The organism is Pseudosulfitobacter sp. SM2401 (assembly GCF_042932805.1).
Classification (GTDB): Bacteria; Pseudomonadota; Alphaproteobacteria; order Rhodobacterales; family Rhodobacteraceae; genus Ascidiaceihabitans.
In genome coordinates this window covers 1,309,420-1,322,170 of record NZ_CP170633.1, presented here as the reverse complement: position 1 = coordinate 1,322,170, position 12,751 = coordinate 1,309,420, and the positions used below count along the sequence as shown (strand labels likewise).

At 55.4% G+C, this 12,751-nt stretch carries 11 protein-coding genes; 2 read left to right on the top strand and 9 right to left on the bottom strand.

What is annotated here, in order from left to right; all coding sequences use genetic code 11:
- The first annotated feature begins 36 nt into the window (after positions 1 to 36).
- Entirely contained in the window at positions 37 to 1,431 is a 1,395-nt protein-coding gene (locus tag ACFIO0_RS06535; RefSeq protein WP_390914549.1) for a methyl-accepting chemotaxis protein, read from the top strand.
- Positions 1,432 to 1,979: 548 nt separating this feature from the next.
- Here ACFIO0_RS06535 and recG read toward each other — a convergent pair.
- From recG to ACFIO0_RS06515, 4 genes are all read right to left on the bottom strand, one after another.
- Positions 1,980 to 4,070, bottom strand: coding sequence for an ATP-dependent DNA helicase RecG (recG, locus tag ACFIO0_RS06530; RefSeq protein WP_390914548.1), 2,091 nt, complete (start codon positions 4,068 to 4,070; stop codon positions 1,980 to 1,982).
- Positions 4,067 to 6,163, bottom strand: a complete 2,097-nt coding sequence (gene ligA, locus ACFIO0_RS06525) for an NAD-dependent DNA ligase LigA (RefSeq protein WP_390914547.1) — start codon at positions 6,161 to 6,163, stop codon at positions 4,067 to 4,069. The genes recG and ligA overlap by 4 nt, the downstream gene beginning before the upstream one ends.
- A 223-nt stretch (positions 6,164 to 6,386) precedes the next feature.
- The gene (ctrA, locus tag ACFIO0_RS06520; protein WP_390914546.1) at positions 6,387 to 7,109 is read right to left on the bottom strand and encodes a response regulator transcription factor CtrA; all 723 of its coding nucleotides are present in this window, start codon (positions 7,107 to 7,109) and stop codon (positions 6,387 to 6,389) included.
- Positions 7,110 to 7,209: 100 nt separating this feature from the next.
- The gene (locus ACFIO0_RS06515; RefSeq protein ID WP_390915292.1) at positions 7,210 to 7,488 is read right to left on the bottom strand and encodes a DUF1153 domain-containing protein; all 279 of its coding nucleotides are present in this window, start codon (positions 7,486 to 7,488) and stop codon (positions 7,210 to 7,212) included.
- 198 nt (positions 7,489 to 7,686) lie between these two features.
- Here ACFIO0_RS06515 and mnmA point away from each other — a divergent pair, with 198 nt between their 5' ends.
- Positions 7,687 to 8,829: a tRNA 2-thiouridine(34) synthase MnmA gene (gene mnmA / locus ACFIO0_RS06510; protein WP_390914545.1), complete on the top strand. Its 1,143-nt coding sequence runs from the start codon at positions 7,687 to 7,689 to the stop codon at positions 8,827 to 8,829.
- Between the two features lie 56 nt (positions 8,830 to 8,885).
- Here mnmA and lpxB read toward each other — a convergent pair whose 3' ends face one another.
- The 5 genes from lpxB to ACFIO0_RS06485 form a co-directional block, all read right to left on the bottom strand.
- Positions 8,886 to 10,055: a lipid-A-disaccharide synthase gene (gene lpxB / locus ACFIO0_RS06505; protein WP_390914544.1), complete on the bottom strand. Its 1,170-nt coding sequence runs from the start codon at positions 10,053 to 10,055 to the stop codon at positions 8,886 to 8,888.
- Complete coding sequence (locus ACFIO0_RS06500; RefSeq protein ID WP_390914543.1) at positions 10,052 to 10,843, bottom strand: UDP-2,3-diacylglucosamine diphosphatase LpxI domain-containing protein; 792 nt, start codon at positions 10,841 to 10,843, stop codon at positions 10,052 to 10,054. The genes lpxB and ACFIO0_RS06500 overlap by 4 nt, the downstream gene beginning before the upstream one ends.
- A complete protein-coding gene (lpxA, locus tag ACFIO0_RS06495) occupies positions 10,843 to 11,625 on the bottom strand; it encodes an acyl-ACP--UDP-N-acetylglucosamine O-acyltransferase (protein WP_390914542.1) in 783 nt (260 codons plus the stop codon). Before lpxA ends, ACFIO0_RS06500 begins: the two co-directional genes overlap by 1 nt.
- Before the next feature lie 6 nt (positions 11,626 to 11,631).
- The gene (gene fabZ / locus ACFIO0_RS06490; protein ID WP_390914541.1) at positions 11,632 to 12,096 is read right to left on the bottom strand and encodes a 3-hydroxyacyl-ACP dehydratase FabZ; all 465 of its coding nucleotides are present in this window, start codon (positions 12,094 to 12,096) and stop codon (positions 11,632 to 11,634) included.
- A gap of 75 nt (positions 12,097 to 12,171) precedes the next feature.
- The gene (locus ACFIO0_RS06485) at positions 12,172 to 12,747 is read right to left on the bottom strand and encodes an OmpH family outer membrane protein (protein WP_390914540.1); all 576 of its coding nucleotides are present in this window, start codon (positions 12,745 to 12,747) and stop codon (positions 12,172 to 12,174) included.
- Between the last annotated feature and the right edge of the window lie 4 nt (positions 12,748 to 12,751).

The following is a 12,751-nucleotide window of genomic DNA, read 5'->3' as shown; positions in this document are numbered from 1 at the left end:
AGGCTGGCATTGCGCCACAAGTCTTAACGAGGTTTCATGTCTACACATTCCACATTCCCTGATCCGAAACAGATGACGCGCATGTCGAAATCGGCATCAATCATGGGATACGAAATCGTTGATTTGGCTGGCTTTCTCGACGTGGTCGAAGCACAGGCGCAACGTCAGCACCGTGACTTGGCAGAGCTTAGCAAAAGTGCGCGCGCCATTCTTGGGGCCAACGAAGAATCGCGTTCCGCCCTGATTGATTTGTCCGAAAGCAGCGATACCACAGCGCAGGAAATCTACAGCTCTGCCGAGGCAATGCGCGATGTTGGCGAAAAAACCCGCGGCGTGGCTGAGTGGGTGCAAGAACTGGGCGCGCGCACTGAAACCGTCTCTAGCACGCTCAAGGCGGTGAAAAAGAACAATTCGCAAATCGCGTCGATTTCGATGCAAGTGAACACGCTGGCGATCAATGCCAAGATCGAGGCGGCCCATGCAGGCGACGCGGGCCGGGGTTTTGCGGTCGTCGCAGAGGCCATCAACGAACTTAGCCAGCATACCAAAGCGGCGGCAGCACAGATTTCAACCAACATCGAAGCCTTGAGCGAATGGATGTCCAAATTGGGCGTCGAAGCGCATGAGGTTGCCGCGATGGCCAGCCACGTGTTGGAACATTCCAGCAGCACGGATCAGGCGCTTGGCCGGATGGAGCAATCGGTGGCCGCCACCCATGATCTGGCACAACGGATCAAGACCCGCGCCGAAACAGTTGGTTCGACAGTCGCCGCCTTCGAACCCGTCCTGAACGGATTAGAAGAGAGCGCGACCGCCACAGCTGGCGGCATCGAAGAAGCCCATGGACGCATTCAATCCTTGATCGACACGTCAGAGACGATTGTCCAAGCCAGCGCCGGTTTGAGCGGATTGACCGCAGACAGCAAGTTCATCGATTACGTCCAAACAGCCGCTGCGACGGCCAGTGTCGCACTGTCCAACGCCGTCGAAAACGGTCAGATCAGCCTGCCCAAAATGTTCGATACCAGCTACAGACCGATCCCAAACAGTGACCCGGAACAGGTTTTGACCGCGTTCACAACGTTGATGGACGCTGTGATGCCAGACATCCAGGAACCCGCCGTGCAGTTCGACCCCAAAGTCGTATTTTGCGCAGCAGTGGACAAAAACGGCTATCTGCCGACGCACAACTACAAATTTTCGCATCCCCAAGGCGACGATCCAGTTTGGAACATGGCGAACTGCCGTAATCGTCGTATCTTTGCCGATCGTGTCGGCCTTAAGGCCGGACGAAACACCGAGCCATTTTTGTTGCAAGTGTACCGGCGCGATATGGGCGGCGGTGACTTTGTGATGATGAAGGATCTGTCCGCACCCATCATGATCCAAGGCCGCCATTGGGGTGGGCTGAGGCTTGCGTACACGTTCTAAAACAACGGGGCGAATGCCCAATCTGGGATACAGGTCATGATGCGTTTTCAGAGCGATCCATAAAGTTCGAGCTTAAACATTTTGCCTCCTGCCTAAAGTAGAACATGGACAATTTCCAATTTTTGCCAAAGTCGTGAGACCAAAAAAAACGCCGCTCATCCAAAGGGATGGCGGCGCAAGTAACTGTATCTTATGGGGACCCTAGACCATTCAGAACCGAAGGTGACGGCTTAACGAGGACAGGCAGTGTCTGTTAACGCATCAATTTGGGACGGACGCGAAGAATGGTCGGCATAAGATCGCAGGCAGAAAATCAAACAAAAGACGGCAGAGACAGGCCAACAAAGAGCATCACAATTAACGCGGCCATTCCAATTGCATCCTGCAACAAAGTATCTTGCGCACGGTTCGCGATTGATTTGATTTGGCGAATAGTTGTCATGTTCGTCGGTGCCTCATGTTCTTCTGTTGCACCTTTGTTCTCATTTTGATCCGCTCTTGTAAAGAACTTTTTGAGAACATTTGTGAACTTTCTGGAACATCTCCGTCTAACCCACTGAAATCAAACGGATAGCTTCATCCTGCCGCATTAACCATAATAATGTCCGCGCAGCCTGCCCCCGTGGTTTTTCCAATGCAGGATCGTCCATCAACAACGCCCGCGCATCACTTTGGGCAACTGCCATCAAATCGGCTTGCTGCTCAAGATCAGCAACACGGAACCGCGGCATGCCCGATTGCGCAACACCGATCACATCCCCTGCCCCGCGCATCGCCAAATCCGTCTCGGCAATCACAAATCCGTCCTCGGTTTCGCGCATCACTTCTAGACGCTTTTGCCCCGTTTCTGACAACGGTGATTGATAGAGTAAAACGCAAGTCGACGCGGCGTCTCCTCGCCCGACCCGACCGCGCAACTGGTGTAGCTGCGCCAGCCCAAATGTTTCGGCCCGCTCGATCACCATAATCGTGGCATTGGGCACATCGACCCCGACCTCGATCACCGTGGTTGCGACCAAAACTTTGGTCTCGCCCGATTGGAAACGCGCCAACGCCGCATCCTTGTCAGCGGGTGGCATTTGCCCGTGCACAAGCCCGACAACGCCTTCGCCCAACATCGCACGCAACCGCTTGAACCGTTCTTCTGCTGCGGTCAAATCGAGGATTTCGCTTTCCTCGACCAATGGACAAACCCAATAACATTGCTGCCCGGTTGCCATCACCGCACGCAAGCGTTCGACGACCTCGTCGATCCGTTCTGTCGACACCATCGCCGTTCGGATCGGTTTGCGTCCGGGTGGTTTTTCATCCAGCACCGACACATCCATATCGCCGTATTGTGCCAAAGCCAGCGATCGCGGGATCGGTGTTGCAGTCATCACCAACACATCTGCATGGCGCCCCTTTTTGCCCAGCTCAAGCCGTTGGCGGACCCCGAACCGGTGTTGTTCGTCCACAATCGCAAGGCGCAAATCGGCGAACACCACGTCCGGCTGAAACACCGCATGGGTGCCCACCAAAATCTGAATGTCACCGCGCGCCAACGCGTCCAGTTTTGCGATCCGCTCGCGTCCCTTGTCCCGCCCAGTCAGCAGTTCCAGAACCACGCCAGCATCTTCGGCTAGCGGTTGCAAACCGGCCAAATGTTGACGTGCCAAAATCTCGGTCGGGGCCATCATGACGCCTTGGCCACCGGCCTCTACGGCAACCAAAAGCGCCATAAAAGCGACCAACGTTTTGCCTGCCCCAACATCCCCCTGAAGCAATCGGTTCATGCGGTTTTCATCAGCCATATTCGCTGAAATCTCAGCAATCGCACGGGTTTGTGCGCCCGTCGGGCGGTACGGAAGCGCACCTAGAACCTTTGATTGCAAACGACCCGTTGCCTTGCTGGAACGCCCCTGCGAGCGCCGTTCGCGCAGGCGGGCCAAGGCAAGCGTCAACTGGTGCGCCATCAGTTCATCATAGGCCAGACGTTCCCGCGCAGGCGAAGTGGCGGCCAGATCAGCAACGCTTTGCGGCGCGTGCGCATCCTGAATCGCTTGCCCAAAATCTGGCCAATTCGATTGCGCCTTTTGGTTGGGATCGATCCATTCCGTCAACGGCGGCACTAGATTTAGGGCAGCGCGAGTGGCTTTGAACATCGTCTTTTGGGTCACGCCTGCGGTCAAGGGATAGACCGGTTCAAAGCTGGGAATGTCGTTTGCATCCTCTTCTGGAACGGCATGATCCGGATGCACCATCTGGCCAATGCCATCGAATAATTCGACACGGCCCGAAACGATGCGGCGTGATCCAGTTGGCAAAGTCCGCTCTAGATAATCGCCGCGCGCATGGAAATAGACCAACTGAAATGACGTGCCCTCGTCTTCGACTTGAATACGGTACGCACCACCTTTATTGCGCGCCGGACGATGCGCGCCAATGGTCACACTGACCGTGACGGTCGCGGGCAAAGTCACATCTTGAATGGAGGTCCGCAGTTGGCGATCGATCCCAGTGTGGGGCAAGGTGAACAGCAGATCACGTGGTGCTTCGACACCAAGCTGCGGAAACAGTTTGGCGGTTTTTGGGCCCACCCCAGCCAGCGTTTCCAGACCGGCAAAAAGCGGAAAAAGAGAGGTCGGGCGCCCCCTCATAATCCCTCGATCAGGGCGAGCCATTCGTCCTCGTCTAAGGTTTGAACGCCCAATTCGACAGCCTTTTTCGCCTTGGAACCGGCCCCTGGCCCTGCCACTAAAAGGTCCGTCTTTGCGCTAACAGAGCCTGAGACTTTGGCCCCTAATCGCTCGGCTTTGGCCTTTGCCTCAGCGCGGGTCATTTTTTCAAGAGACCCGGTGAAGACGACGGTTTTGCCTGCAACCGGGCTGCTTGATGTGTCGCGGCGAACGACATCTTGGATGTCCAACAGTGCTGCCAACCGATTGATTGCGGCGCGTTCTTCAGGGTTCGAAAATGCGTTTACGAGCGACGTTGCCATGACCTCGCCGACCCCGTCCACGCCCACCAAGTCGTCCCAAACGGGTCCAGACAAAGGTTTTGCCGCATCCATCCCGTCACTTAACGCAGTCCACGTTCCAAAATGCGCTGCAAACAGGTTCGAGGCTGCCTCGCCCACATGGCGAATACCGAGGGCAAACAACAAGCGGCCCAACCCGATCACGCGTTTTTCATCGATTGCATCGAACAGATTAGATGCCGACTTGTCGCCCCACCCTTCGCGATTTTTCAGCTGTTGCATACCGCTGCCAAAGCGATCCCGCAGCGTAAAAATGTCGGCGGGTTCAGCGATCCAACCGTCGGTATGGAATTGTTCGACCTGTTTGGCCCCAAGCCCTTCGATGTCAAAGGCAGAGCGGCCAACAAAGTGTTTCAATTTTTCTACGGTTTGAGCAGGACAAATCAACCCGCCTGTGCAGCGACGCACAGCATCCCCAACTTCGCGCGGCGCGTCGCTTTGGCATTCAGGGCATCGATGCGGGAAATCAAAAGGCACGGCATCTTCAGGTCGTTTGCTGATATCTACATCCGCAATTTTCGGGATAACGTCACCCGCACGGTAGATCTGCACCCAGTCGCCGATACGGATATCCTTGCCCTCACGAATTTCACCACCTTTGGCGTCTCGACCTGCGATGTAATCTTCGTTGTGCAAGGTCGCGTTTGAAACGACCACGCCGCCTACGGTGACAGGTGCGAGGCGTGCAACGGGGCTAAGTGCGCCTGTGCGTCCGACTTGAATGTCGATGCCTTCCAATCGGGTCCACGCCAATTCCGCCGCGAATTTATGCGCGATTGCCCATCGCGGTGTCGTGGACCGAAACCCTAGTCGGGCTTGCAGCGCCAAATCATTAACTTTGTAGACAACACCATCAATGTCATAGCCAAGGTTAGCCCTTTGCTGTTCGATTTTGCCGTAATGCGTGACCAACGCCTCTGGCCCATCGCAAAGCTGCGTCAAAGGATTTGTTTTAAAACCCAACGTTTCGAGCCGATCAATCGCACCCATTTGTGTGTCGGCCAAGGGCTCAGACAGCTCGCCCCAAGCATAGGCAAAAAACCGCAACGGCCGCGCGCGGGTGATTTCAGCGTCTAATTGGCGCAATGAACCTGCAGCTGCGTTGCGCGGATTGGCAAATAACTTGCCACCCTTTTTGCTTTGATTAGCGTTTAGCGCTTCGAAATCGGCATGTGACATGTAGACTTCTCCGCGGACTTCTACCGTTTTTGGAGCATGCGCCAATCGTTGCGGAATATCGGCAATCGTACGTGCGTTGGTTGTGACGTTTTCGCCAACGGAACCATCACCACGTGTCGCCGCATGAACAAGTCGCCCGTCTTCGTAGCGCAAAGACAAAGACAGACCATCGATCTTGGGTTCAGCCGTAAAGGGCAAAGGCGTCGTTGCCTCTAGCCCTAGATACTTGCGAATACGACTGTCGAACTCGGTCACATCCTCAGCATCAAACGCGTTGGACAAGGACAACATTGAAACCGCGTGCGTGATTTTTGAAAACCCTTCGGAGGGCGCCGCACCGACTTGATCCGAGGGGCTATCGGTACGTTTAAGATCAGGAAAGGCAGCCTCAAGCGCAGAATTACGCCGTTTCAGTCGGTCATAGTCTGCATCATCTAGATCGGGTGCATCTTTTCCATGGTAGGCCGTGTTGGCCTTGCCTAACATTTCGGCCAACTGCGCAAGTTCGCTTTGCGCATCTTCATATGTCAGCACGGATATGTCGCGTTCAAAATTCAATGGTCTGCCCCTTCGTGTGCTCTATAGAAATAGGCGGCGGACAAGGGCAGGTCCAGTTGGATTCGGTCCAAAATGTGCGGAATAGTTTGGTCATCTAAAAACGGCGACAGGCGACACCCGAAAGTATCGCCTACCGCCCGTGCAGCGGTGTCGACCGAACCAAAGGTCGACGGTGCCGTAATTTATGAGGTCGCTTGATCTATCGTGCGCCGACAACCAATCGGTGATCTTCAGGCGCAGCCACAGGTTCTGGATCGCGCAAGACGTAACCGCGCCCCCAAACCGTTTCGATGTAGTTTTCACCACCAGTGGCAACGCTGAGTTTTTTGCGCAGCTTGCAGATGAACACATCGATGATTTTCAATTCGGGTTCATCCATGCCGCCATAGAGGTGGTTCAGGAACATTTCTTTGGTCAAAGTTGTCCCTTTTCGCAGGCTCAGCAGTTCCAGCATTTGGTACTCTTTACCCGTCAGATGCACGGTTTTACCCTGCACGCTGATTGTTTTGGCATCAAGATTAACGGCAATCTGACCTGTGTTGATCACTGATTGCGAGTGACCTTTGGACCGGCGAATGATCGCATGGATACGCGCCACCAGTTCTTCACGGTGGAATGGTTTCGTCAAATAATCATCTGCCCCAAACCCAAAGCCTTTGATCTTGCTTTCGGTATCATCGGCCCCCGACAGGATCAAAATCGGCGTTTCAATCCGCGCAAGGCGCAATTGGCGCAACACATCGTGGCCGTTCATGTCCGGTAGATCGAGGTCAAGAAGGATCAAATCGTAATCATAAAGCTTTGCGAGATCGATCCCCTCTTCGCCCAGGTCCGTCGCATAGACGTTCAGGTTGGCATGGGTAAGCATCAATTCGATACTCTTCGAGGTCGTTGGATCGTCTTCAACCAGCAGCACACGCATTCTTTTTCTCCGCATCACATCAAGGGTTAACCATTGGCACTAAACGTGAACAAAAAAGGTTAACCATCGGTTACCGATAACTAGATATTAGCCATACAACCTAAAATTGTCTATATTTCTGAACAGATGTGGCTTTTAAAGCGGCTTCTCCGTGCAAACTGACGGCCCGAACCCACTCTTTGAATTCATCTTCGCTTAATTTGTAGCTAGTCAAGGCTGCCTCTTCCGAGAGCAAACCATACAAAACACCACGCACAACTGCCGCCTTGCGCGACGCCACCCATCGGCGCGTCGTTTCGCTTGGCAAATCCGCCTTGGTCATTATTGAACCGTCCGGCAGCGTCACTGCACGCGGTCCTTCCACCTTTTTTAGATACATTTTTTCACCCGATTTATTGTCCCAATCTTTGTCTTGGCTGGAACATTCGCGCAATTAGGCTTAATGAGCGGTGAAGCTGGCCCTTGAGAATGATTAGGATTTTCCTATATTTTCTAAGACATTCTACAAACCTTGTGTTGGGCCACGTGACAAACGACGTGATAGACGCCCAAACTGACCCCATTCGGAGATGCCACCATGGCACTGGATCAAAACAAAACGCTCAATTCTCTGGGCTTTGCCAAACCACCTTCCGAGACGCGCGTGGTGGTTGCAATGTCGGGTGGCGTGGACAGTTCGGTTGTCGCCGCGATGCTGGCCGAACAAGGCTACGATGTGGTTGGCGTCACTCTACAGCTGTACGATCACGGTGCTGCCTTGGCAAAAAAAGGCGCATGCTGTGCCGGTCTTGATATTCATGATGCACGCCGAGTCGCCGAAACTATGGGCTTTCCGCACTATGTTTTGGACTATGAAAACGTGTTCAAGGACGCGGTGATTGACGAATTCGCTGACAGCTATCTAGGCGGTGCGACCCCTGTACCCTGCATCCGCTGCAACGAGCGCGTGAAATTCAAAGACCTGCTTGAAACCGCCAAAGACCTTGAGGCCGATTGCATGGCGACCGGCCACTACATTCAACGGATGATGGGCGATGCAGGCCCCGAATTGCACAGCGCCGCAGACGCCAACCGCGATCAAAGCTATTTCCTGTTCTCCACCACCCCGGAACAGCTCGACTACCTGCGTTTTCCGCTTGGGCATCTGCCGTCAAAGGATGACACTCGCGCACTGGCCGCGAAATACGGGCTTAGTGTGGCCGACAAACCCGACAGCCAGGACATCTGCTTTGTGCCCAACGGCGACTACGCCTCGGTCATTCGCAAACTGCGCCCAGAAGCAGCCGCACCCGGCGACATTGTCGACGTCGACGGCAAGGTGCTGGCGCAGCATGACGGCGTCATTAACTACACCATCGGCCAACGCAAAGGTCTCGGCATCGGCGGCCTTGCCGATCCGCTTTATGTTGTGAAACTGGACCCCAACACACGCCATGTTATCGTTGGGCCCAAATCAATGCTGGCGACACGGATTGTACCGCTCAAAGAAATCAACTGGCTGGGGGATGAACCTCTGACCAGCCGCACGGAATGGCATGTGGGCGTGCGCGTGCGCTCGACCCGTCCGCCGACAGATGCGATCATCCGCCCGATTTCGGACACCGAAGCAACGGTGGAATTGATCACCGCAGAACAAGGCGTATCCCCGGGCCAAGCCTGCGTGTTTTACGACCGCGACAGCAGCCGTATCTTTGGCGGTGGCTGGATCCACAAAGGTTAGCGACACGCACCGATAAAATATGGAATGCCCGCGTCAGCGGGCGCCTTTGGATCAGGTCAGGCCTTGGGCATCCGGTCCAGCACGGCACGTGCAGCGCGCAAACCGGGGTCTTCGCCACCCTGCCCTAAACGCGTCATCGTGACGCCCATAGCCGCGCGCTGCGGTTCAGGATCAGCCATCAGCGTCTCTAATCCGCCCGCAACCAAATCACCGCGGCAGTTGGCCCCGATAAATTCGGGCACATGGCGGGTGTCCGACACCAAATTGATCAAATTGGCCGTATCAACGATGGCCAACCCTTGCATGATCTTAAGGCTCAGCCAATTCACCGTGTAGATGCTGACCGTTGGGGTCTGTGCCGCAGCCAGTTCCAGCATGACCGTGCCAGACGCGGCAATCGCAAAGTCAGCGGCAGCAAATGCGGCGCGTTTATCCGCCATTGCCGCCGCAAGCGACTGACCGCTTGGGTCAAGGATCAGCGGCTCTATGGGCCACTCTTTGGCCTGCTCTTGTACCAAATTCGCAACCGGTCCGGCCGCAGGAACTACGACCTTCAAGTTGGGATGTGCTGCCACCAACGGCTTTAACGCGTCCCCCAAAACCGGAGCTAGTCGCGACACCTCGCCCCGCCGTGATCCGGGCAATACCAACAGCAATGGGTCAGCGTCACCCAAACCATGTTGATCCCGAAACGCCTTTGCATCATCCGACGACGCCACATGTTCCGCCACAACAGGATGCCCGACGAAATCACATTCCATTCCCGACGCTTCCATGTAGGGCGGTTCAAAAGGCAGCAGTGCCAGCACGTGATCAATGACTTTTGCCATCTTTACAGCGCGCCCCGGGCGCCACGCCCACACGGACGGTGCCACGTAATGCACACAGCGAATGTCACTGGCTTCTTTCACCAGCTTTGCCACGCGCAGGGAAAAATCGGGGCTGTCGATGGTGATCAACACGTCAGGTTTTGTGTCGATCACCGCCTGCGCTGTTTCACGGATCCGGCGTTTCAGGTGGAAATACTTAGGGAGGATTTCTGCAATCCCCATCACGCTCAGCTCGTTCATCTCAAAACGGCTGGTCAGCCCTTGGGCCTGCATCTGAGCGCCACCAATACCGTCGAATGACACGTCCTGTTGCAATTCGCGCAGGCCAGCCATTAACGCACCGCCCAGCTTGTCACCAGACACCTCGCCGGCCACGACAAACACGCGCATGCTCATTCGCCCGTGCGCGACCAAAGGACAATGCCCGCAGCATTCGCCAGCGCAATGCAACGATCCGCGTCCAGCAACAACACGTCACCCGCATCAATCACGATGCCAGCAAGACCCGCGTCAATCACCGCCTCGAGAGTGCGCGGCCCGATTGTTGGCATATCTGCGCGCATGTCTTGGCCAATCTTAGGGCCTTTGACCAATACACCCTGCGCCAGCAGTGGCGTTTTTGGCAGCGTCGCGATCATATGATCCGTACCGCCAATGGTCTCCATTCCCAACAGTTGCCCGCCCCCTGTCACACAGGTTTGGCCCACGTCATACGGGGCCATCGCGGCCAACACATCCGCACCCAATTTTGCGTCCAGACGCATCTGGGCATCGGGCCATTTTTCAGACAACACACCAGGCTGAGCAATCAATTCCGGCGCCAGCTCATGCGCAGCACGCACTCTGAAACCGGTCTGTTCGAACAGGCCCATGACCGCCCGCAGCGCTGCATCGTCCCCTGACGTTATCGCCCCCATCAACAACGGCACCAGCGGTGCCGTGTTCTCATCCAGCTTTGAAGGGTCAATTTGCGGGCGATCAATGGCACCGCAAGCACAGGCCTCGGTGACGCCGTGATGGCCCAATTCAATCAGCAACGTCCCAAGTGTTTCAAACGAAAACACCAAATCCGCCTTGAGACCTGTGGGGGCAAACCCCTCGATCACACAAATCAGCGGTGGTTCAGCCTGCGCTGCGGCGATTTTTGCGGGCAAATCGCCTGTGCCACAAATCAGCGCCAACATCAGCGTGGCGTCAAGAATGAGCGATCGCTTTCGCCCAAAACAAAATCTGTGATTTCTTTGACATAGGCGCTGTCTGTATCGGCACCCAGTCGCTCTGCCCGATCATGGAACGTGCCCTCACCCTGCGCCAGCATCTGAAACGCCGCGCGTAGGGCCGTGATGTCGGCGCGCGCAACACCGCGACGTTTCAATCCAACCAAATTCAAGCCCTCCAGCTCGCCGCGCGGGGCCTGCACCAGACCGTATGGAATAACGTCATGCGTGACCTTGGTCAGCGCGCCAACGATTGCACCACGCCCAACGCGGACAAACTGATGCACACCGCCCAGACCGCCAACAATCACATCGTCCTCAAGCACCGCGTGCCCGGCGATCGCCACCGAATTCACCAAAACAACACGATCGCCAATGACTGCATCATGAGCGATGTGACAGCCTGCCATGAACATCCCATCGTCACCAATGCGCGTGACACCACCACCACCCTCGGTGCCGACATTCATCGTAACATGTTCACGGATGCGATTGCGCTTGCCGATCACAAGGCGCGATTGTTCGCCTTTGAATTTCAGATCCTGCGGGATTTCACCGATCACCGCAAAAGGGTAAATGACGGTCCCTTCGCCCACTTCCGTAGCCCCCGTCACAACAACATGGCTTTTCAGCTCAACATCAGCGGCAAGCACAACTTCAGGACCGACCAAACAAAACGGACCCACCTTGACGGTTGGATCAATTTGCGCGCCGGCCTCGATTATGGCTGAGGGGTGAATATTGCTCACGCGCTCTTACTCCTTAGGTAGGTCGATCATCGCGGTGAATTGCGCCTCGCACGCCAATTCGCCTGCGACCTCGGCCACGCCCGAAAACTTCCAAACCTTGCCGCCGGGCTTACCACGAATGGTTTTCATCTTTAGCTCAAGAACATCGCCCGGAATAACCATGCGGCGGAATTTGCAGCCATCGATTGCCATGAAATAGACCAGCAATTCCTTGTCAGACATGTTCAGCGCAGTGCCCACCATGACAGCCGCCGTTTGCGCCATTGCTTCGACAATTGTGACACCCGGCATAATCGGATTGCCAGGAAAATGGCCCTGAAAATGCGGTTCGTTCATGGTGACGTTTTTGATGCCACGCGCCGAATGAATGCCGTCAATATCGACAACTTTATCAACCAGAAGAAATGGATAGCGGTGGGGCAGAATGCGCTGGATCAGATGGATGTCTGCGCTCAGAAGCTCGGAACTCATGGGCCTGCTCTTTCCTTGTCTTGATTTTAAATACTCATAACTGCCTAGCAAGCCAAACCATCGTGGGCAAGGTGATCACTCGACTGGCGGCGCGTTCTTTGGGGCCGCCAGCGGCGCACCTTCGCCAAGGGTTGCGTCAATCCGTAATATTGCGGCACCTGTGACATCGACGGCATCCGCGCTAAAAAACACATTACGACGGTCCAAAAGCACTGCGGCCCCTGCGTCGCGCATCAGGTTTTCCAACACCGGACCAGCAGACTGAAGGAAGACGACTTGCTGCTGCTCCAAAAGTTGCGTCAACGCTTGGGTTTTTCCCAACTGGCGGGACCGTGTGGCTTGCACCTTTGCATCAAACTCATCGGCAAGTTTTCTGAACTCGGCCGCAGGTGTGGTGGCGCGTCGCTCTGTCAAAGACTGCTCTTGTGCCGACAGTTCTTGTTCGATCTCGACGTTCTCGGCGACCAAAGCAGCGCTAAGCCGGCTTTGATCCCGCGCAACACGTTTCCCGAACGCGCTGCCAACATAAAGCTGCTCGCTGTCCACAACCAGAATCGGGCTGCGCACCGTTTCAGTTGACTGAGCCTGCACCGCTGAAACAAGCGTCATGACAAATCCGCCGCTCAATACCGATGACAGCACTGCGGCCATCAGT

Bases quoted from the DNA above. Each gene is read 5' to 3' on its own strand.
- lpxB (WP_390914544.1), bottom strand. From the start codon at position 10,055: ATGAGCATGCGCGTGTTTGTCGTGGCCGGCGAGGTGTCTGGTGACAAG.
- ACFIO0_RS06500 (WP_390914543.1), bottom strand. From the start codon at position 10,843: ATGTTGGCGCTGATTTGTGGCACAGGCGATTTGCCCGCAAAAATCGCC.
- ACFIO0_RS06485 (WP_390914540.1), bottom strand. From the start codon at position 12,747: ATGGCCGCAGTGCTGTCATCGGTATTGAGCGGCGGATTTGTCATGACG.
- ctrA (WP_390914546.1), bottom strand. From the start codon at position 7,109: ATGCGTGTGCTGCTGGTTGAAGACGATCCAACGACCTCGAAGAGTATC.
- mnmA (WP_390914545.1), top strand. From the start codon at position 7,687: ATGGCACTGGATCAAAACAAAACGCTCAATTCTCTGGGCTTTGCCAAA.
- ACFIO0_RS06515 (WP_390915292.1), bottom strand. From the start codon at position 7,488: ATGTATCTAAAAAAGGTGGAAGGACCGCGTGCAGTGACGCTGCCGGAC.
- ACFIO0_RS06535 (WP_390914549.1), top strand. From the start codon at position 37: ATGTCTACACATTCCACATTCCCTGATCCGAAACAGATGACGCGCATG.
- recG (WP_390914548.1), bottom strand. From the start codon at position 4,070: ATGAGGGGGCGCCCGACCTCTCTTTTTCCGCTTTTTGCCGGTCTGGAA.
- fabZ (WP_390914541.1), bottom strand. From the start codon at position 12,096: ATGAGTTCCGAGCTTCTGAGCGCAGACATCCATCTGATCCAGCGCATT.